General features: G+C 43.6%; 16 protein-coding genes. 4 read left to right on the forward strand and 12 right to left on the reverse strand.

Annotation, left to right across the window (positions count from 1 at the left end):
* Positions 1–3: 3 nt before the first annotated feature.
* From R3O62_RS21880 to R3O62_RS21925, 10 genes are all read right to left on the reverse strand, one after another.
* On the reverse strand, positions 4–588 hold the full coding sequence (locus tag R3O62_RS21880; protein WP_005808313.1) for a porin family protein: 585 nt from the start codon (positions 586–588) through the stop codon (positions 4–6).
* Between the two features lie 16 nt (positions 589–604).
* Positions 605–1,348, reverse strand: coding sequence for an acyl-[acyl-carrier-protein] thioesterase (locus R3O62_RS21885; protein WP_005781287.1), 744 nt, complete (start codon positions 1,346–1,348; stop codon positions 605–607).
* The gene (gene ilvN / locus R3O62_RS21890) at positions 1,349–1,909 is read right to left on the reverse strand and encodes an acetolactate synthase small subunit (RefSeq protein ID WP_005781288.1); all 561 of its coding nucleotides are present in this window, start codon (positions 1,907–1,909) and stop codon (positions 1,349–1,351) included.
* 13 nt (positions 1,910–1,922) lie between these two features.
* Positions 1,923–3,620, reverse strand: coding sequence for a biosynthetic-type acetolactate synthase large subunit (gene ilvB, locus R3O62_RS21895; RefSeq protein ID WP_227560259.1), 1,698 nt, complete (start codon positions 3,618–3,620; stop codon positions 1,923–1,925).
* 54 nt (positions 3,621–3,674) lie between these two features.
* Positions 3,675–5,477, reverse strand: coding sequence for a dihydroxy-acid dehydratase (ilvD, locus tag R3O62_RS21900; RefSeq protein WP_227560258.1), 1,803 nt, complete (start codon positions 5,475–5,477; stop codon positions 3,675–3,677).
* Positions 5,478–6,090: 613 nt separating this feature from the next.
* Positions 6,091–8,166 (reverse strand): PL29 family lyase N-terminal domain-containing protein, encoded by a 2,076-nt coding sequence (locus R3O62_RS21905; protein ID WP_165016173.1) that lies wholly within the window; start codon positions 8,164–8,166, stop codon positions 6,091–6,093.
* 16 nt (positions 8,167–8,182) lie between these two features.
* On the reverse strand, positions 8,183–10,333 hold the full coding sequence (locus R3O62_RS21910; protein ID WP_227560257.1) for an FISUMP domain-containing protein: 2,151 nt from the start codon (positions 10,331–10,333) through the stop codon (positions 8,183–8,185).
* 18 nt (positions 10,334–10,351) lie between these two features.
* Positions 10,352–12,508 (reverse strand): FISUMP domain-containing protein, encoded by a 2,157-nt coding sequence (locus tag R3O62_RS21915; RefSeq protein WP_269109907.1) that lies wholly within the window; start codon positions 12,506–12,508, stop codon positions 10,352–10,354.
* A 5-nt stretch (positions 12,509–12,513) separates the two neighbouring features.
* Positions 12,514–13,821, reverse strand: a complete 1,308-nt coding sequence (locus tag R3O62_RS21920) for an OmpA family protein (RefSeq protein ID WP_269109908.1) — start codon at positions 13,819–13,821, stop codon at positions 12,514–12,516.
* 31 nt (positions 13,822–13,852) lie between these two features.
* Entirely contained in the window at positions 13,853–14,701 is an 849-nt protein-coding gene (locus tag R3O62_RS21925; RefSeq protein ID WP_005781301.1) for a helix-turn-helix domain-containing protein, read from the reverse strand.
* Positions 14,702–15,028: 327 nt separating this feature from the next.
* On the opposite strand from R3O62_RS21925, the gene R3O62_RS21930 reads away from it, so the two are divergent.
* Entirely contained in the window at positions 15,029–15,631 is a 603-nt protein-coding gene (locus R3O62_RS21930; protein WP_317472512.1) for an FKBP-type peptidyl-prolyl cis-trans isomerase, read from the forward strand.
* A 93-nt stretch (positions 15,632–15,724) separates the two neighbouring features.
* On the opposite strand, the gene R3O62_RS21935 is transcribed toward R3O62_RS21930, so the two are convergent.
* Together R3O62_RS21935 and R3O62_RS21940 are read right to left on the reverse strand one after the other, a co-directional pair.
* Positions 15,725–16,243, reverse strand: a complete 519-nt coding sequence (locus tag R3O62_RS21935) for a hypothetical protein (RefSeq protein WP_005781307.1) — start codon at positions 16,241–16,243, stop codon at positions 15,725–15,727.
* 108 nt (positions 16,244–16,351) lie between these two features.
* Positions 16,352–17,638: a serine dehydratase subunit alpha family protein gene (locus R3O62_RS21940; protein ID WP_005808324.1), complete on the reverse strand. Its 1,287-nt coding sequence runs from the start codon at positions 17,636–17,638 to the stop codon at positions 16,352–16,354.
* A 175-nt stretch (positions 17,639–17,813) separates the two neighbouring features.
* On the opposite strand from R3O62_RS21940, the gene R3O62_RS21945 reads away from it, so the two are divergent.
* The 3 genes from R3O62_RS21945 to R3O62_RS21955 all read left to right on the forward strand — a co-directional run bounded on the left by R3O62_RS21945 (position 17,814) and on the right by R3O62_RS21955 (position 20,978).
* Positions 17,814–18,941 (forward strand): glycoside hydrolase family 43 protein, encoded by a 1,128-nt coding sequence (locus tag R3O62_RS21945; RefSeq protein ID WP_032531982.1) that lies wholly within the window; start codon positions 17,814–17,816, stop codon positions 18,939–18,941.
* A 149-nt stretch (positions 18,942–19,090) separates the two neighbouring features.
* The gene (locus R3O62_RS21950) at positions 19,091–20,185 is read left to right on the forward strand and encodes a PCMD domain-containing protein (RefSeq protein WP_005808332.1); all 1,095 of its coding nucleotides are present in this window, start codon (positions 19,091–19,093) and stop codon (positions 20,183–20,185) included.
* 10 nt (positions 20,186–20,195) lie between these two features.
* Positions 20,196–20,978, forward strand: coding sequence for a porin family protein (locus R3O62_RS21955; protein ID WP_032539739.1), 783 nt, complete (start codon positions 20,196–20,198; stop codon positions 20,976–20,978).
* The last annotated feature ends 183 nt before the right edge of the window (positions 20,979–21,161 follow it).

The raw sequence follows: 21,161 nt of genomic DNA on the forward strand, positions 1-21,161 counted from the left end.
TTATTATAGTGCAAACCGCCAGCCTACATTAAGCTGCACCACACTATTGTTTGCTTTCGGATTAGAATTACTTGCCCACGCTTTGTTTACATTAATCAATCCGATATTATAGTTAAGAGAAACCAGCAAGCCACGCTCAAACTGATATCCGGCACCAAGTCCCACACCACAATCAAACGTACGAATCACGTTCATACCTATAACTGTGGTCGCATGATCCGAAGATGCTTTATTCTCTGAGTTCACATTAAAACTAAACTGCGGACCTCCGAATAGATACAATCCTTTATATATGAATTCTTTCGCATATACCGGGATGTTTATATAATCCAACTTGTCTGTATAAGAAACCCCATTACCGTTATATTTACTTCCCTGCATTGAGTAGTACACTCCTGCTTCTATTCCGAACCGTTCAGTCAGCATCACATCGCCACCCAATCCCACATTAAGTCCGGGACGTACTTTAGAATCCACTTCTCCGGTAGTGTTGGCCAAGTTCAAACCAACTTTAGGAATCAAATGAAACTGCTGGGCACCCACCCGGCAAGAAACAAAAAGCAGTAAAAGAAAAACTATTTTTTTCATCCTATTATATTTTAAACTATACAAACTTCACTTTTGCGCGGCAAACCACTTCACAATCGTTTTTCTTTATCTCTACGTGATACTCATCTTCGTTCACCTCTTCTTCAAAGAAAGAAAGTTCGTCACCGTAATAACTCTCTGCCACATAGGCCATTTCAAACCTCTGAATTTGTTTCCTCATATATAATTGAATGGGGAATAAATCCAAGATATGCTCTATATAACGAATACTGTTCACATGGCCATTGATATCAATATCACTATACTTAGCGGTCAACTTAGCAGAAGGCTTGTCTGTTGTCACTTTGATGCGCGAAGGTTTCTCAATGGGGCAAGGTTCGTCACATACATAATCCACGATACTGCCGCCATGCAATGTCAGCAAATCGGCAGGTTTACGGGTATTCAGATTAATCATCGCCCATACCGAACGGGCATACCCGATCTTCTTGCCATCTTTGTTCAGAATAGCAAAATTACGGTCTGTAAAAAGACGGTATACATTCTCCACCCACGTCTGTACGGTAAACTCTTCATATTGATAAGGCATCTCTTCCAGATCGATGGCCAGACGGGACAGTACCCAGGTATAATTGTCTTCATTCAATGTAGCAATCCCGAACCCACGTTCACTGGCATGAAAACCGGCACAATTTAACAGATGATTACCGAGCACCCCCATTGTCAAACGCCCCTTGAAGTCGACATGAAAAGGTTCCGCAATAAACTTATAACTTCCTATCTTATTCGCATCACTCATCTATTTTTCCTCTCCTTTGCTTAAGTTATATTTGGTTTCACGATCTGCCAGAAATTCGTTCACGCGTTCAAAACAACTGGTAGTGATGGCCACCCGCCCCGAACGTACAAACTGCAACACACAGTTCAATGCGCTCAATTCTTCGTAGAGGGAAGTAATTTCCTCACTGATTCCATTTTTCTCGACAATGGCAAATACCGGATTAACTTCTACAATCCGTGCGTTATAACGACGGATCACTTTCGACGCCTCCGGTTGTGACTGAAATTCCGGCATAGACACTTTGTAAAGTGCTATTTCATGGAAATAAATTTCATCTTCAGTGAAATAATGCGCCTGAAGCACGTCTATTTTCTTCTCAATCTGCTTGACAACCTTCTCAATCGTATCCTTGTCAGTCCAGGCTGTAATGGTGTACTTATGTACCCCCTTGATGGAAGAAGCCGAAACATTCAGACTTTCTATATTAATCTGCCTACGGGTAAATACCGCCGTAACCTGATTCAACAATCCGGCAAAGTTCTCTGAATGAACAATTAACGTATATAATGTTTTATCCATAACCTCTAAATTATTAGCATTCCAACAACATCTGATTAACCGAACCTCCCGGAGGAGTCATCGGCAATACATTCCCCTCTTCAATCACACAGGCTTCCAACAGGAACGGACCCTCTGTCGCAATCATTTCCTCTATCGCATCAGCCAGTTCTTCACGGGTGAAAACCCTTTTGGCCGGTATATCGTAAGCAGAAGCAATCTTGATATAATCAGGATTCAACATGGGTGTAAACGAATATTTACGGTTAAAAAACATTGCCTGCCATTGGCGTACATTTCCCAGAAAATTATTATTCAATACGATGATTTTAACCGGTGCCTTCTGTTCCATAATGGTTCCCAGCTCCTGAATGTTCATTTGCAAACCACCGTCACCCATAAATACACAAACCGTACGGTCCGGTCGGCCAAAAGTAGCACCGATAGCGGCAGGAAGTCCGAATCCCATAGTGCCGAGCCCTCCGGAGGTAATAATGCTACGATCCTTTGAGTATTTAAAGTATCGGGCAGACATCATCTGGTTCTGCCCTACATCAGTTACCAATACTGCTTCATGATTCGTTGCATCGCTTACTGCACGCACCACTTCTCCCATTGAAAGCGTATCGCCCATCGGGTGCAATTCCGGACGGATCACCTTTTCTTCTTCCACCTGTTCATAAGGCAGGAAACTATCCAGCCACTCTTTATGCTCATTGGGTTGAAGCAATGCCGTTACCGCGGCAAGTGTTTCTTTACAGTCACCCAATACTGCTACATCCGCATGTACATTCTTATTCACCTCAGCCGGATCAATATCAAAATGAATCACTTTAGCCTGTTTAGCATAGGTGGCTAAATTGCCGGTCACACGGTCGTCAAAACGCATACCGACAGCGATCAAGACATCACATTTATTGGTGTTCATGTTCGGTCCGAGATTACCATGCATTCCCAACATACCTTTATTCAGAGGGTGTTCAGTCGGTAAGGCCGACAGTCCCAGCAGCGTACATCCGGCGGGCATGCCTGCTTTTTCGATAAAAGCACGCAGTTCCTGCTGAGCATTGCCCAACTCTACACCCTGACCTACCAATACCAACGGCCGTTCCGCACCGTTAATTAATTCGGCAGCTACTTTCACAGCCTCCGGATCAGTCTCGGGTACAGGCACATAGCTGCGTATAAAATCAAGCTTTGTAGGAAAATATTCCGCCTTCTCCACCTGAGCATTTTTCGCGAAGTCAAGCACTACCGGTCCCGGGCGTCCGCTTTTGGCAATATAAAAAGCACGGGCCACTGCCCACGGAACATCTTCGGCACGGCGAATCTGATAACTCCACTTCGTGATCGGTTGTGTAATACCTACCAGGTCGACTTCCTGAAAAGCATCCGTACCGAGAAAAGCCGTTCCCACCTGTCCGGCAATCACCACAATCGGTGTACTGTCAATCATCGCATCCGCAATACCGGTAATGGTATTAGTAGCTCCGGGGCCACTTGTCACCAGACAAACCCCTACTTCACCCGAAGCACGGGCAAACCCCTGAGCAGCATGTGCCGCTCCCTGTTCATGGCGAACCAAAATGTGATTCAAAGTCTCCCTATGGTCATATAAGGCATCGAATACCGGCATGATGGAACCTCCGGGATAACCAAAGATCGTCTTTACACCATGATATTCCAAAGAACGCATTAATGCTTCACCGCCTGAAATTATATCTTTACTCATGTACTAAAATTTACAATTTAACGATTTATGATTTCGATTGAAACAACCCCATAGTTAATCAATCAGTCTCACCGCCCCTTTATCGGCAGAGCTTACCATGCTGGCATACGCTTTAAGGCTCTTAGGCACATAGCGTTCACGAGTGACCGGAGTCATCGGACGTGCAGCCAGTTCTTCATCGGTCAGTCGCACGTTGATAGTCCGTTCGGGGATATTGATTTCGATGATATCACCATCCTTGATCTTCCCGATATTACCTCCGGCGGCCGCTTCGGGAGAGATATGACCAATGCTGAGTCCCGATGTACCGCCACTGAAACGGCCGTCGGTAATCAGCGCACACTCCTTGCCCAAATGGCGCGATTTAATATAAGAGGTGGGATAAAGCATCTCCTGCATACCGGGACCTCCTTTCGGACCCTCGTGCGTGATGACGACTACATCTCCGCTGACAACTTTTCCTCCAAGTATCCCATTGCAGGCGGCTTCCTGTGAATCGAATACCTTTGCCGGACCGGTAAACTTCCAGATACTTTCGTCCACACCGGCTGTTTTCACCACACAACCATCCTGAGCTATATTTCCTTTCAGTACGGCCAGTCCTCCGTCTTTGCTATATGCATGTTCCATATCGCGAATGCACCCTTCGGCACGATCCGTATCCAGTTCTTTGTAATAGACGTCCTGAGAGCCGAGCACCAGATTGAACTTCCCGGCAGCCGCACTCTTATACTTCTTAATAGCCTCTTCACATACGTTCGGGCTTGTTATATCATATTTATCAATTGCTTCACCCAATGTCATCCCATCGATACGGACCACGGATGTATCTATCAATCCGGCTTTGGCAAGTTGTCCCATAATCCCCATGATACCTCCGGCACGATTCACATCCTGAATGTGATACTTCTGAGTGTTCGGCGCTACCTTGCACAGGCACGGGCTTTTGCGCGACAACATATCGATATCATCCATTTTAAAGTCCGCTCCTGCTTCATGAGCTATCGCCAGCAGGTGGAGTACCGTATTGGTAGATCCCCCCATCGCAATATCCAGTGTCATGGCATTCAGGAATGCCTCACGGGTGGCAATGCTCCGGGGAAGCACACTCTCATCACCGTCCCGATAATATTTATAGGTATTTTCTACAATCAGTTTCGCAGCATCTTTGAACAATTGGGTACGGTTGGCATGAGTCGCCACAATCGTTCCGTTTCCGGGGAGTGCCAGACCGATCGCTTCGTTGAGGCAGTTCATCGAGTTGGCAGTAAACATCCCCGAACAGCACCCGCAAGTGGGACAGGCCCGATTCTCAATTTTGGAAACTTCTTCATCGCTCACACTTTCGTCGGCCGACTTAATCATCGCGTCAATCAGGTCCAAATGCTGCCCGTCCAATTCACCGGCTTCCATCGGGCCTCCGGATACAAATACAGTAGGAATATTCAGCCTCATAGCCGCCATCAACATTCCCGGAGTGATTTTGTCACAATTGCTGATACACACCATGGCATCCGCTTTATGGGCATTCACCATATATTCTACGCTATCGGCAATGATATCCCGGGAGGGAAGGGAATAGAGCATTCCGTCGTGCCCCATAGCAATGCCATCATCAATGGCAATCGTATTGAACTCTGCAGCAAAGCATCCCAGCTTCTCAATTTCTTTTTTCACCAACTGGCCTATTTCATGTAGATGTACATGTCCCGGAACAAACTGAGTGAACGAATTGACGATGGCAATGATAGGTTTGCCTAATTGCTCTTTTTTCATACCGTTGGCTGCCCAAAGTGCCCGGGCACCCGCCATGCGACGGCCTTGTGTGCTGAACGAACTGCGTAACTGCTTTTTCATTTCAATATTCCTTTTAAGTAAAGAGCCTTTCCCACCGTAGTGAGAAAGGCTCTAAATCATATCTTCTATCTGTACGAATACATACATAACCTTTCTCACGCTCTTGATGGAATCACCACGACGCGAATAATATGCAGGACTGCCAGGTTAATTGATGTATGATTATTCATAACTTCTGTTTTTCTTTCTTTATGTGCTGCAAAGGTAAGTGCTTTTTTATAAACTCCAAACAAATTGAAGAAAAAAATCACTCAAAACAAAATAATTGTAAGCAAAGCCCATCATTAAATACGCATTTATCATTCAGAATACTATATTCCGAACTATTCCTTATAAAAATCCGCTTTCAGAATATATACAAATTGAATATAAACAGCACAAACATACCAATTATGCGACAACTCTTCAAGGAAGAAAACAAAGAAACATCAATAGAAATCAAGGAAAAAGAAAAGAGCGGAAAGATTAGATTAAAGTCAAACCAATAAAACATGGGGATGTTGTATCGTAAAACATCCCCATGTTATAATACAAAACATCCGGATGTTTCACACAACAACACCCGGATGTTTTCGCAACAAGAGTTTAAAGTTTCAAAGTAAACAATGGCATATTACTGACGAATAAAACGTATACTAAATCCGAAGCCACGACTATATGTATTCGTACATTGTGGTACGGCTACATTCGAAGGATTGACGGAGAGTGCCCAGCAATCATTCCCATCAACACTGTCAAACCACCAATACCCAACTTCATCTTTTTCCTGAAAAGCAAAAGGCTCATCAGCATTGCGCCGTCCACCGGGTTTCCCGACAAATCCGGCAATCTTCAATGCCTCGGCTACTTTAGGATCCCCACCTAAGAAATCCCGCAATGTATCCCAGTCTCTCAAATGATTCGGTATTTTCCAGCCTTTAGGGACCAAGGACGTGCCACTGGAAAACACACCTGCATTATACAACAGTCCATATTGATTGCGAATGGTCCGGCTATCTTCCGTAATGCCAGCGGGGAAACCATATACAGCATATCGCGGGATACCATCCTTTCTCCATTCTGAGGAAATGACTCCTGCACTGTTTGTTATCGTCCGCAAATTATCCGCCATCCAATACTGTGTACCGATTTTCATCACCCGATACGAGTTACCTTCATTGTCGGTAGCCTGATAAGGACGGAGTCCGCTTGCCTGATTGCCCGAGTAACCGATATAATCACCGGTAATAAAATTCACTCCGTCTTCGGTAAACAAAGAGGTGAATGGCTCCGTATTAGTACCCGGCGTATAAACGGTAGTCAGATAATCCACCTTTCCTCCGTTGTCCAGAACCACTCCTTCACCAAACGCCTTGTTATAAACATTATAAGGATAAAAGACCGAGGCACTTTTACCCGATCCAAATGAATAATCGGGAATAAACTCATGACATAGTTCTCCTACTTTCACTCCCTCAACATAAAGTTCATAAACAAACGAACGGGAAGAATCGGGCACTTTAAATTCAAGTAATAAGGTAGTTTCAAGCGTTGCCGGCAATTTCTTACCATCCTTAGCAGTCAGTTCGAGGACAGCAGTACCGGACAATGCTCCATCAGCCGAACCTTTACCAGGGGCAATCACTGTTATTTCGCCATCGGTGGCCGATGTATACCTTGCCGTAACTGTCCAACCGCGCGGAGCCGTACATACCGGAGCAATATCTTTATTCACGCCACTGCAAGTAAATGCAAAGGTCCGGGATTCGCTCCGATGGAAATACGCCACTTCCGAAGTCTCCAGTCCGACCTGTGATCCTTGCCATTCCGGCACTTTAAGAGTTTTTCCATCACTCAGATAAAATACAATATAACCGTCTTCACTGACCACCTTCCGGAACATAGGATCGCCGGATGCACCTTTCGCCTTCATCGGATTACCCGCAGCATCTTCCAATTCAACAGGACCACTCCCGTAGTCAAGCGTCCAGTATCCTGCCGCATTGACCCCAATGACCGGAACAATGCCATCGGTTCCCGAAGCTCTGACCTTTTGCCCGTTGTTATCCAAAAGAAAAGAAGAAGTTCCATCCGGAGCCTTGTTAGCCCAATACAGATGCCCGTCCGTATCCATTTTCATGGTGATGACGGGAGCTATACCATTTTTTCCCTTATCTCCTTCCGCACCGTCTTTACCATCCGTACCGTCAACTCCGTCTTTACCATCGGTACCATCCTGACCGTCTTTGCCGTCGGTACCGTCAACTCCGTCTTTACCATCGGTACCATCCTGACCATCCTTGCCGTCGGTACCATCAACTCCGTCTTTGCCATCGGTACCATCCTGACCATCTTTGCCATCGGTGCCGTCCTGACCATTCTGACCATCTTTACCGTCTTCCCCTTTCTTACCGTCATCTCCTTTCTCACCATTCTTGATGACAATGGTGCCACTCTTAAAGAAACTGATCGTATAGCCGCTTCCATCGGCAAGTTCGTTGAATCCGGTAATGTAATCACCGGATTCAGACGAGTCTATGATCAGCTTTAAGGCAACAATATCCCTATTCATATTTTTACATAACTCTTCGATAGAGTTTGCCTGTTCCTCCATTTCCGCGTGATTCTTCAGCACTTCGTTTATCTCTTCCTGACTACAGGAAGCAACGAGGAACAAACAGAGAAACAATAGTTTGATTATATGATTCATATTTATTAGAGTTAAATTAATAATTTGCATCCCGGACACAACGGATACTGTTACCTTCGCCCAACCCGGCAACACCGGGAGTCAGTTGCTCTACAGAATTGGACCTAAAACTCATCCGGATGCGGTAATCCGCTTCCGTCGACCACCATTGCCCTGTTGTTTCCGAAGCTCCGGTACTGCCATTACTACCCTCGACCGTATTAGCAGGTAAAGCAGTAAAACCGGTCAGATTGTCTCCCTCTATTCCGGCACTCTCCATCCAACTTCCGATCCCTTTCCCAATAGCTGTCGATTTCAGTTTACGTGCATCTGCCCCCACAAAGTCTACCAATGCTTGCAGTTCTGCTTTAGAAGGAACATGCCATCCTTGAGGAGCTATATTCCCTTTCATCGCAAACAGATTGTAAAGCACACCGTACTGGTTGCGATATTGCATAGCACCCGGAGCATCGGCATTAGCCGCCCGGTCAACCTGACATGCAGGAAGGTCTGACCCGCACTGAATCATCCAAGCTTCTGAAGTGGCAAAACCGGTAGGAATAGGAGTACCATCATTAAATTGGGTTGTCTTCAGATTTTCTCCCATCCAGTAGAGACTGCCTATTTTCACAACCCGGTAAGCATATCCCTGCACATCGACAGCCAAGGAAGCTTTCAGCCCGCAAACAGTCCCGTTCACCAGCCCATCTGTTCCATCTGCCGGCATTACATACTGACTGCCGTCTTCCGTCAGTATGGCAGTAGACGACGGATTGCCCGTAACGGGAGTATACCCTGTTCCGTCATGCTGTATCGACGCTCCGTTCTCCAGAATAATCCCCGAACCAAAAACACGCGAAGCAGCATTATAAGAATAGACTACAGTAGCCCGGTCCGTCGTGGAATAAGCCGGCACATACTCCCGGCATATTTCTCCTACTTTAAACCCCTCCATCAAAATATCATAAACCAGGGAACTATTGAACTTCGGAAGCTCAATACGATAATACAACGTTACCAAGATGTCTGCCCGGACAGTATTTCCCAAGGCATCTGTGCCTTCTATCGTTATTCTTTCCGAAGCCGGCAGAGCCGAACCGGCAGCAGGCGCTTTCACAGTCAGCACCCCTTGCAAAGCTTTCGGCTGATAATTAATCGTAGCATCCCATGTTCCTGCCACCTTTACTATCTGCCGGAAACCACTACAATCAAACGGAATGTCCAGTGCTACTCCACGACGGAAGAAAAGAGGTCCCGTTTCATTGAATATCAGTTTATTATCTGCGGATTTAGCCACCTTATAGACACTTCCGTCAGTCATTGTAAAAATGACATACTCCGGATCTCCCGGATTCACAGACGTAAAGATGGACTGGCTGCCATCTGTCACGGTGGCTACAATTTTCTCTCCGCTTGCTCCTGTCATCCACTTCGTAACAGTTCCGACAGTAACCTGCCAGTAATATTCTCCGTCCGTATCTTTAGCTATACCGACAGATGGAGTAATACCATTTACCGGAGTCATAATCACTTTATTACCCTCTCCGTCCGTCAGCCACTCTACCACTCCGGCACCTATCTGTACAGTCCAGTAATAATTACCATCCGTATCCTGTTTAGCACCCATCAACGGAGTATCTCCGGCCGGACCTTTCACACCATCTTTACCGTCAGTACCGTCAACTCCGTCTTTGCCATCCGTACCATCTGCGCCGTCCTGACCATCATTGCCATTACTGCCGTCGGTTCCGTCAGTTCCGTTCGAGCCATTCTGACCATCTGCCCCATCTTCACCGTCAACACCATCCTTGCCATCCGTACCATCTGCGCCGTTCTGACCATCATTGCCATTACTGCCATCGGTTCCGTCATTACCGTTTTCTCCTTTATTCCCTACCAGGCCATTCTTTACAAGCATGTCTCCCCCTTTATGAAAAACGATCAGTGTACCGTTTCCATCGGGCAACTCTGTCACACTTTCAATGTAATCATGAGTCGGTATCGTATTCACTATCGTGGCAAGCAGCCGTACTTCATTATTGGTATCGGATATCCATTCCCGGAGCTTTCCCATCCGGACATTCAATTCGGCTTCCCGGCGCAAGGCTTCGTTAATGTCCTCCTGAACACATCCTCCTGCCAACAAAACCGACAAAATGATAAATATATATTTTTTATATCTCTTCATGATTTCCTGTTTTAAAGATTAGTCTTCTCTCAAAATCCGTACGCTATAACCCACCGAATTATTATCTCCACTATTAAACCCAAACTCGGAAGAAGTTGCAGATAACCTGAATACAGCACCGACACTCTCCAGGCTGGCGCTACTCCACCAGATACCGGCTTGCTGAAGATCGTTAAACGAAAGACCGTCAGCAGCCCTATATCCCCCTCCGAAACCGCCAAAACCAGTGAGATCAGTTCCGCCGGCAACATTCCAATGTTCTGTCCCGGCTTCCTTCAATAACGTACCGGCATTGGTGCCCAGAAAAGCCCGCAATATAGATACGATATCAGATTCCGTAGGAAGTTTCCATCCATCGGGTACTACTTTCTTTGCTGCCACCCAATTGTACAAAACGCCATAAGATATTTTATTGGCAAAAGCTCCTGTAGCGGAGGCGTCCTGATAATCATACACGGCACAAGCACCTGAACCTGTATCTTCAAATCCACTTTCTTTCCAAGCATGCCCCGATAAGTTAGTTTCGACAGGACTTCCATCAGGATAACTAAGCGTCCGTAAATTTTCCATGGTCCAATACTGTTTACCTATTTTCACGATGCGATAGGTGTTACCATCCACATCAGTCAGTTTTTCCGCTTGCAGGCCATCTCCGAAATCCGGTTCCCGTCCTTTCAACGAACTGTCGGTATAGAATTCCGCCCCGTCTTCAGTATAGATATACATGACTGCCGGCCGGTCGGCAGCAGGAGCATGATAGCCCGTACCGTCGTGCTGCACCGTGCCTCCTGTATTCGTGATAAGCCCCGCCCCATAAATTCCTCCTGTCAGATAAGGATAGACAATCGTTGCAGACTGCTTTAACTCCCGCTGATATTCCCGGCAAAGCTCTCCCACCTTTTTACCCCAAAGACGGATGTTGTAGACATAAGAGCCTTTGAAATCCGGAAGCATTATCCTATAAAGCATACTCACGGCGAAAGAGCTCCGTGCTGCTTCTTCTGTGGTATTCGTACTCCTCAGTACTACATCTCCGGATAATGCTACGCCCGCTGCTCCTGCCAAAGGAGCTTCAAGGGCCAGTGTACCTGCATCAAAATCAACCGTTGCCTTCCATCCCTCCGGAACATCTACCGATAGCCGTTCCTTAGAGATACCCTTACAACTGAAAGCAATCACCCGGGACTCGCCACGACTGAAGAAGAGCAGTTTGCGTCCCTCCGGCACCTCAATAGAAGGTTTTCCCACCGGTATTTTAAATTGGGTTGCTCCCCCACTTAAAGTAAACTCTATATAATCCGGATCATTATATTCCACCTTCTCAAACACAGACACGGCATCTTTTGCGTTGGCAATTATTTTCTTTCCACCCGCCTCAATCCATGTTTCAGGATCAGACCCTATCTTCTGTGTCCAGTAATAGTTATCGTCACCGCCATCAGCCACCGTCCACTGTTTCACTCCTAACTGAGGAGTCCGTCCATCATGGACCGCAGAGACTGCCTTTATCCGGTTTCCGTCATTGTCCGCCAGATAATATGGTTCACCGGAACCGACTTTTACAGTCCAGTAATATTCCGAGTCAGTGGGGTCCTGCATAATGCCGACCACCGGATTCTGTCCGGGATCACCTTGTTCTCCTTTGCTTCCGTCCGTACCATTAGCTCCATCTTTACCGTCTGTTCCATCCACGCCATCCTTGCCATCGGAGCCATTCGTTCCATCCACACCATCTTTACCATCGGTGCCGTTCTCTCCATCTTTACCATCCGTACCATCGGCACCATCTACGCCATCTTTGCCGTCCGCACCATCTACACCATCCTTGCCGTCCGTACCGTCAATACCGTCTTTGCCGGCATCTCCATCGGGACCCGTATTTCCCTTCTTTCCGTTACGAATAGTGATCGGGGCACTTCTGGAAAAGGAGATGGTATATCCCGTACCATCCGCCAACTCCTCAATGTGAGTGATGTTGTCTCCTATCTTGTCAATATTGACAATCACCTGAAGATTATAAATATCTTCATTCAATTTTCTGCATAACTCTGTCAGCTCCTGCAGTTCTTTCTTCTGATCACCTTGTCTGTCAAGTAAATCGTTGAAATCGGATTCCTTACAGCCATACAGCAACGGAATCAATAACAACAACAGATATATTCTCTTTCTAATCATAGTTTTCATTTTTGAATTTCAACAATAACTCGCCTGGCAAGTACACTGTAGCTGTTAGGATCGGAAGTAAGCGTATCTATACACTCTCCTTTCACGTTGATACGTTTGCTGTCAATTCCCTTCTTTTCAAGGTAAGCTGCCAACACCTCCGCACGCTGTAAAGAGATTTTTTGATTAATATCCGGATTACCCGTATGATCGGCATAACCCAAAAGAATGACTTTCAGATCAGGATACTTTTTTAGGGTTTCCACAATGCGGGATAATTCATTTTTGTATAAAGCTACATTCAGATAAGCCGATCCCCTCTTAAAGTAGACAGGAGGCAACTCATTGAATCCCAGCACCGGATTGGATTCCACTCTCTCTTTCGCATCCGTTTGCGCTTGCTGCAACTGCATATTTAAGGAAGCTATTTCCTGTTTCATCCGGTTCTTCTCTATCGAATCCTCCGTACAGCAAACAGGTGTGGGTAAGTCCACCGCGCGCTCCTCTATATATCTTACCGCAATATCTGTCACATGCTTTGAGGCATAAAGGACATTATCTTGTTTCTTCTTACCCACTTTCCATATCAAGGAAAGCCCGGCACTCGTCATAAAATGGTCTTTTGACTTGATAAGGGTCGACACACCATCCATCTTATTATTATTGACCCATATAATTCCCGTACGCAACTGTACGTCAAAAGCGCGTGAAATCTTGTAACGCAAAGAGAGATCTCCCCCTACCCCAAAGTTCCAGTCATCAGTCTTTTTGCCTGACAACGAGCTCTTATCCGCCTTATTTACTAACTCCGTAGAGAAACGTTGTGCATAGACAGCAGGACTCAGCAATACCGTCCAACGCCGGTTGCCCCGGTTGAGCCCAAAGAAGTTATTTACATTCAGATTCATCTGTAAGCCAAGATTGGTGAAGTGTACTTTCGAAAACACATCCTTATACTTCCAGGTAGTAAAGTCCTGCTTGGTATAATAAGTCATTCCGTCAGCACTCAGGAGGTAATCGGACGCATAAGATTTTGCGCCCATTCTGGTATATCCGGTCCGTGCGGATGCCTCTATACCTATCCACGAATTGATCTGATAGCCTGCAAATCCCCCAAGCTGAGACCCGATATAAGTTTTATCTGCCGAAAATGAAGTAAAATCACCAAATAAAAAGGGAGTAGCATACTCTGCTCCGAAGTACCAATGAGAATACGATTTGAGAGGTTCATCGGCCCCAACCGATGTTTTTGTCTGGGCAAAGCCGTTACAAAACAGCAGAGATAAGAAAAGGAAAAGAATGACTCTTTTACATTCTGTTTCCATACAACAACGAATTTTTAACATAAGCTCCAATTTAAGAATTATTGTTTGTTTTCAGTTTCTTGCGAAGTTCGCAAGGTGTAAGTCCATATTGTGACCTACAAAATTTATTAAAGTGTGAAGGAGACGAAAACCCGAAGTCATCGATAATCTGGCTAAACTCATCACCATATACGGTAATGCGATAAATAATCCGTTGTGATTTCCGATTGAGGAGCCAACGATAAACCGATACTCCGAATTGCTCTTTAAATTTAACCCGGAAATTGGTGACCCCGTATCCTAACAGACTGGCCAACTCGCCTACATTTTTTGCACTGAGATAGTTTTCCAGTATCTGTTCTTTGAATTTGGATGACTGTTCCGTCAAAGAGCTGAATAAAATTGCAAGTTCCTGCTCATTATAAACAGAATTCAGAATATAAAACAGTTCCTGCCGTTTCGTTATATACAAGGAGACATCATCTAATTTCATCTCCAGATACAGCACCAGAAGCTGTAGAAAAGAGTTCAATGGCTCCGCGAATCTGAGTCCTGTACCTTTCAGAGCAGACTTGTCCTGAAAGGAAGCATAAGGCCTAAATGTCAGCAAATCATGTACAATTAAATCGCCGAATGCAAACAGAATGACTTGTGTATCTGAAAGCATCTCACAAACATGATCATTTTCTTTATCCCAAAAGAAGATATGCCGCTCGTCAATAATAGCTAATTCTTTCTCACCAGAAAAAACTTTCATAGTGCCACTCATGATAAAAATTAAAACATTGCTATCCATTTTCGGCAAATGGCTTCCTTTCACAATGGTTAAAAATCTAAATCCTGTTTGAAAGACCTGATTTTGCAGTAAATCAGAAGATAAATTGTCCAGTAAGGTTTTCATAGGTTTATGTATGTTGTAAAAAAACAAAAGACACACTAACATCTTATTAATAAATAATACAAAGAAAACCCTTTGACAACTCAATCCGTTTATACATTTTATTTATTTTGTTATATATAATAACGAAATAAAATACTTTTTTTCATTTAAGTAAAATTGAGACATGGCATTCCTTATTTTCATAAAATCACCGCCTATCAGCCAACAGGTATTAATTTCTACTACGAAAGAATAAACTCCATACCAGTCCACAAATCTCTGATGATTAATTCGTATCTTTGTCCCCACGGAAAATCCGAATTTTATTAATAACATTATAAAGAACAGATGGAAACAGCAGAAAACAAGTACATCACTGTAGCTTACAAACTGTATACAACAGAAGATGGCAAAAAAGATTTAGTAGAAGAAGCAACAGCCGAACATCCCTTTCAGTTCATTTCCGGTTTGGGTACTACGCTTGAAGCTTTTGAATCACAGATAGCAAACCTCAATAAAGGAGATAAGTTTGAATTTACCATTCCTTTTGCCGAAGCTTACGGTGAATATGATGAAGAACATGTGATTGATCTTCCGAAAAACATCTTTGAGATTGACGGAAAATTCGATAACGAACATATCTATCCGGGAAATATCATCCCTCTGATGAATTCAGAAGGCCAGCGCCTGAACGGTAGCGTAGTTGAGGTAAAAGCCGACACTGTGGTAATGGATATGAACCATCCGTTGGCAGGTGAAGATTTGACTTTCGCGGGTGAAGTTGTTGAAAGCCGTCCGGCTACAAACGAAGAAATCCAGGAAATGGTTAAAATGATGACCGGTGAAGGTGGTTGCAGCTGCGGAAGTTGTGGTGACGGTTGTGGTGACGGTTGCGGTGACGACTGCGGAGATAGCTGTGGAGACAGCTGCGGTTGCGGGCATTGCCATTAATTGAGCGATTATCTATAAAATAAAAAACGGTGAACATACTGCACATGCATGGTATGTTCACCGTTTTATTATATCAAAATGTGTATAGCACACCTATTTCACGATCTCTATCAAAAAAGAGTCCTCACTGTACTCCTTACCATTCAAATAAAGTTTCTTGTGTATCGTAGGATCCTGTTTCTTCCAGGTGATGTATAAGTCAAATTTCACCACGTCTTTTGTCCCGTCTCCCCAATGGATCGTAAAAGTCTCTCCCTTATATTGATGTTCCGGAGAAAACTCACCAAAAGAAAGAACACGCTTTTTCTCTTTACCCAGTAGCTCTTTTCTTAATCCTAAAGACCGGGGCATATTAAACCGCGTATCCACAGAGTTTTCCAGCGGAAAGGTCTTACCTTCGTATTCCACCGTAATTTCATTAGCCAATAAATTTGATGAAACCTGCGGGTCCAACAGGTTAGCCCCGGCAGCATCCTTCACCGAAAAATAAATATTATAGTTTATGAAATCCCAGATATAATCCCCCGGGCCGTCCTCTTTCTCTTCTTCTCCATAACAACCGGTTGCCAGAAGCGGAAGCAACAGAAGCAACCATACAAAGTAATTTTTCATATATTCAGCATTAATAGTTCGTCATTCCGTCAAAGTTCTTTATATCAAGAAAATGAAAGAATTAGCCTTTTACTGCTTATCTTCTGATTTTTAACACATTGTTTAACATTAGCACCCTTTATGGGTCATAATATCAAGCACCACCTTATCTGTTTCATTCATCCCCTGAGATCCAATCCGCGTCAAATTGCGGATACTTTGATCAACATCTTCATCAATAATTCCTTCTACCGAAGTTACGCAGCGATTCTCCATAGCCATTACAGCGGACAACACAGCTGTTGACACTCCTGTCGTCACCTTCAAGGCACAGCTCGGTTTCGCACCGTCACATATCATTCCGGTCAGGTTGGCTATCATGTTTTGAACAGCAAAAGCCACTTGCTCATAACTGCCTCCCATCAACCAAGTGATTCCACAACTGGAACCGGTAGCAGCTACCACACAACCGCAAAGTGCAGAAAGACGTCCCAGACTTTGCTTAATATATATCACAGTCAAATGACTCATCATCAAAGCACGGATCAGTTCCTCTTCCGGTTTTCCGTTTTCTTCGGCATAAACCACTACAGGCAATGTAGCGGAAATACCTTGATTACCACTACCCGAGTTACTCATAACAGGAATCATCGCTCCTGCCATGCGTGCATCACAAGCAGCCGATGTATACGAAAGAATATGTGAAAACACACTGTCGCCCATAATCTTATGTTCATAGGTTCCGCGAAGCATCTTGCCCAATGCGTGACCATAATCTCCCTGAAAAGACTGTTCGGCAGCTTTCTTGTTAAGCCTTGCCGTTTCAAGAATAAAACGGATTTCATCCAACGGAGCAGTCAGTGCAAAGTCATACACTTTCCGCAGAGTGAGTTCCAGTTCCTCTTCTTCCTCTTCCTCACCGGAAACTTGCTGTTTATTTAATAGTATTTCATCTCCTTTGGCTACATAAACAAATGTAGTATGTCCCCCGGAAATAATAGCTGTTGCCTGCTCTCCACCGGCTTCACACATCACCTCTATGTAAAGTTTCTCCGTAATGTTTTCCTTCAGCGAAATACAGATACGCTTTTCATCAATCAACTTCTTCCCTTCTTCCACAGCTTCCGGAGAGCTGTCTTTCAACACTTCAAGTTGATAATCCGACTTTCCGATCAACGCCCCCAGAGCCACTGCAATAGGCAACCCAATCATCCCCGTACCGGGAATTCCCACTCCCATCGCATTCTTCAGGATGTTAGCACTCAATAATACTTTTATTTTTTCCGGTTTAGCTCCTAAGGTTTCTGTAGCCTTTGCTACACACAGCGCAACTGCAATCGGCTCTGTACATCCGATAGCCGGAATCACTTCCCGCTGCACTAAAGCAATTATCTGTTTTCTTTCTGACTCAGTCATCTATTCAAGGTTTATATTTTGCACAAAAGTAGGAAATATCCTCTTATAAACCATTCATTTAACTAAAGAATATCCCACCCGGACAAGTTAAGAGTTTTACAATCGGTTTACTGGTTATTTAAGAATTATCATGTATCTTTGTCTCTCAATTACAAATACTTAATAAAAAAGAGCAATGAATAAAGGATTTACACTAAAAGCCCTCTTTCTGTTATGTTTTCTTTTCTCGCAAACAGCCAAAGGGCAATCCTTCACTCCCGGAAAAATATGGCCGGACAATCATCAGGTCCATATCAACGCACATGGTGGAGGTATTTTGTACGATAACGGAACCTACTATTGGTTTGGCGAACACAAAACAGAAGGTGAAACCGGCAACGTTGCCAATGTAGGAGTGCATTGCTACTCTTCCGATAACCTATATCATTGGAATGATTGTGGAATAGCACTGTCAGTGATCGAAAATGACTCCGAACATATCATTTCTAAAGGATGTATCCTTGAGCGTCCCAAAGTCATATACAATCCTCACACTAAAAAATATGTCATGTGGTTCCATCTCGAGCCCAAAGGAGCCGGATATTCGGGAGCTTTAAGCGGAATCGCCGTAAGTGACCGGGTGACAGGTCCTTACACCTTCTTAAAAGCCGTCCGCCCCAATGCAGGTTCATGGCCTGTCAACGTACTGCCGGTCCATAAAACCGCCCGCAGACCTTCTATCGAAGAAGAACGTCAATGCACAGGTGGTAGTCTTCCTGCACATCCCGACAGCCTCAATATATTGGGACGCGATATGGAACGGGGACAGATGGCACGTGATATGAATCTGTTTGTCGATGATGACGGCAAAGCCTATCACATCTATTCTTCCGAAGAAAACAGCACCTTACATATTGCCGAACTTGATTCATCTTATACCGGCTATACAGGAAAGTACACCCGAATTTTTATCAACCGATTTATGGAGGCTCCCGCCATGTTTAAGAAGGATGGTAACTATTACCTTATCATGTCCGGATGCACCGGGTGGAGTCCTAATGCAGCACGGTCTGCAATAGCTTCCTCCATTTGGGGAGAATGGAAAGAATTAGGGAATCCCTGCGTAGGTCAGGATGCGGACCTGACTTTCCATTCGCAAAGTACTTATATTCTTCCGGTGCGGGGTAAGAAAGACCAATTTATATACATGGGCGACCGTTGGACACCCCAAAATGCAATAGACGGACGTTATATTTGGCTTCCAATTTATTTTGAAGGCGAAAAACCTGTTATCAAATGGAAAGATTCATGGACTTTAGACTAAAAACGCACCATTCTGAACATTATGACCGTTATAAAATGTTGTATTGTAGGGGTTCAAATGTATCTTTTCAAAAAAGAAACTTAACTTTGCAGCCAAGTTTACAAAAAATCAACTAAACTAAAAGGATTATTAATCAAAAACAGAATCGAATGAAATTAAAGAATCTGATAGCCTGTTTCTTTCTGGGCTTTATAATGGTTTCTTGCATACAAGACGAAGCACCTAATGCAGAAGCAGACATCATTGCATGCACTGTACCGGGTGATGTTCTCAATCGTGATCCCATCATCGAAAACAAGAAAGTTACATTAATTGTAAAAACAGGAACAGATATAACCGCATTAGCACCTAAGTTTACTTTGACTCCGGGAGCTTCTATTGTCCCTAATAGTGGAACTATACTTGATTTTACCACACCTCAATATTATGAAGTAACTTCTGAAGATGGAAAATGGAAGAAAAAATATGAAGTAGGAGTAACTTTCTCAGGTATTACTAACACAATGTATCACTTTGAGAATATTAAGTTCGACTCAGAGGGAAAATACCATATTTTCTACGAAACAGATGCACAAGGGAAAGAAACCATGACTTGGGCAAGTGGCAATGCCGGCTTTGCTTTTACCGGTGTAAAAGCAAAAGCAGAAGAATATCCAACAAGTCAAGCAAACAATGGCGTCGAAGGGAAATGCTTAAAACTAACAACTTGCGAAACAGGTTATTGGGGCTCGTTGCTTGGAATGCCAATTGCAGCGGGTAATCTATTCTTAGGTAGTTTTGAAGTAAAGCCTACCGATATTCTCCGTTCAACCAAATTCGGAACCCCTTTTTCAAATATTCCAACTTCAATTACCGGATATTATAAATATAAGGCAGGAAAGTCATTCCAAATAGATGGTAAACCTGTAGATAACAAAAAAGATATCTGTGATATTTATGCCGTATTTTATGAAACAGATGAAAAATTGTCTACACTTGACGGAACTAACGTATTGGCAGAAGATAATACTTATATCGTATCAGTAGCTCGGATTAAAGATGCAAAAGAAACTGATGAATGGATTAAGTTTGACTTACCATTTGAATATCGTACTGGTAAATCAGTAGATATGGAGAAACTCAAAGCTGGAAAATATAATTTAGCTATTGTATTTTCTTCAAGTATACGCGGAGATCATTTCGAAGGTGCTCCAGGAAGTACACTTTACATTGATGAGGTTCTATTAAATTTCACTAACAAGTAAAAATGAAAAAATGAAAAAGTATATACTTATAGGCCTGCTCGCTTTTATCGGCACAATCAACACTTTAAAAGCCCAAGAAGAACGGAATCATGGTATTATTTGGTCTGCACTACATGGGCTTGAATATGAAATAAAAGCAGGTTTCAACGTTGGAGGTGCTTCACCACTCCCATTACCTGCAGAAATACGTGCACTCACAGGGTATAGCCCTACTATATGCTTAGCTATAGAAGGCAATACAACCAAATGGTTTGGTAAAGACTCTAAATGGGGAATGACTTTAGGATTACGTCTTGAAACTAAAGGTATGGAAGCCAAAGCACGTGTAAAGAATTACAGTATGGAAATTATAGGGGATGGCGGCGAACTTTTAGCAGGCTACTGGACAGGAAAAGTAAAAACTAAATATAGAGGTTCTTATTTCTCAATTCCAGTAACAGCCGCTTATAAACTTAGCCAACGTGTTAGAATTAATGCCGGTCCTTATGTTTCATTTATGACCAGTGGTGACTTCAATGGACATGTGCATGATGGATATCTACGCAAAGACACCCCCACTGGAGAAAAAGCAGAATTCGAAGGAGATAAAATAGCTCCTTATGACTTCTCTAAGGACCTAAGCAATTTTCAATGGGGATTTCAAGCTGGTGCCGAATGGAAAGCATTCAAACATCTAAATGTATACGCAGATTTAGTCTGGGGATTAAATGATATCTTTAAAAAAGACTTCAAAACAATTACATTCAATATGTATCCCATATATCTAAATATAGGATTTGGATATGCATTTTAATTAAAAAAGACATATTTCATTTTAGTAAGCTCGTATAAATCCTAATACCTTGGACTTTATACGAGTTTTTTATACAATAATATTCTAATACACTTCTTTGAAGACAAACTAACAACATACAGATAATATCACTTTAAAAAAGAAGCATAACAATAGATTCCACTGAATTCCAACAACCCAAAC

The organism is Bacteroides hominis (assembly GCF_033042785.2).
GTDB classification, from domain to species: domain Bacteria; phylum Bacteroidota; class Bacteroidia; order Bacteroidales; family Bacteroidaceae; genus Bacteroides; species Bacteroides hominis.

Excerpts from the sequence above, each read along its gene's own strand:
- R3O62_RS21920 (WP_269109908.1), bottom strand. The coding sequence starts at position 13,821 with ATGGAAACAGAATGTAAAAGAGTCATTCTTTTCCTTTTCTTATCTCTG.
- R3O62_RS21880 (WP_005808313.1), bottom strand. The coding sequence starts at position 588 with ATGAAAAAAATAGTTTTTCTTTTACTGCTTTTTGTTTCTTGCCGGGTG.
- R3O62_RS21925 (WP_005781301.1), bottom strand. The coding sequence starts at position 14,701 with ATGAAAACCTTACTGGACAATTTATCTTCTGATTTACTGCAAAATCAG.
- R3O62_RS21930 (WP_317472512.1), top strand. The coding sequence starts at position 15,029 with ATGGAAACAGCAGAAAACAAGTACATCACTGTAGCTTACAAACTGTAT.
- R3O62_RS21940 (WP_005808324.1), bottom strand. The coding sequence starts at position 17,638 with ATGACTGAGTCAGAAAGAAAACAGATAATTGCTTTAGTGCAGCGGGAA.
- ilvN (WP_005781288.1), bottom strand. The coding sequence starts at position 1,909 with ATGGATAAAACATTATATACGTTAATTGTTCATTCAGAGAACTTTGCC.
- R3O62_RS21905 (WP_165016173.1), bottom strand. The coding sequence starts at position 8,166 with ATGAATCATATAATCAAACTATTGTTTCTCTGTTTGTTCCTCGTTGCT.
- R3O62_RS21885 (WP_005781287.1), bottom strand. The coding sequence starts at position 1,348 with ATGAGTGATGCGAATAAGATAGGAAGTTATAAGTTTATTGCGGAACCT.
- R3O62_RS21945 (WP_032531982.1), top strand. The coding sequence starts at position 17,814 with ATGAATAAAGGATTTACACTAAAAGCCCTCTTTCTGTTATGTTTTCTT.
- ilvB (WP_227560259.1), bottom strand. The coding sequence starts at position 3,620 with ATGAGTAAAGATATAATTTCAGGCGGTGAAGCATTAATGCGTTCTTTG.
- R3O62_RS21935 (WP_005781307.1), bottom strand. The coding sequence starts at position 16,243 with ATGAAAAATTACTTTGTATGGTTGCTTCTGTTGCTTCCGCTTCTGGCA.
- ilvD (WP_227560258.1), bottom strand. The coding sequence starts at position 5,477 with ATGAAAAAGCAGTTACGCAGTTCGTTCAGCACACAAGGCCGTCGCATG.
- R3O62_RS21910 (WP_227560257.1), bottom strand. The coding sequence starts at position 10,333 with ATGAAGAGATATAAAAAATATATATTTATCATTTTGTCGGTTTTGTTG.
- R3O62_RS21950 (WP_005808332.1), top strand. The coding sequence starts at position 19,091 with ATGAAATTAAAGAATCTGATAGCCTGTTTCTTTCTGGGCTTTATAATG.
- R3O62_RS21915 (WP_269109907.1), bottom strand. The coding sequence starts at position 12,508 with ATGATTAGAAAGAGAATATATCTGTTGTTGTTATTGATTCCGTTGCTG.
- R3O62_RS21955 (WP_032539739.1), top strand. The coding sequence starts at position 20,196 with ATGAAAAAGTATATACTTATAGGCCTGCTCGCTTTTATCGGCACAATC.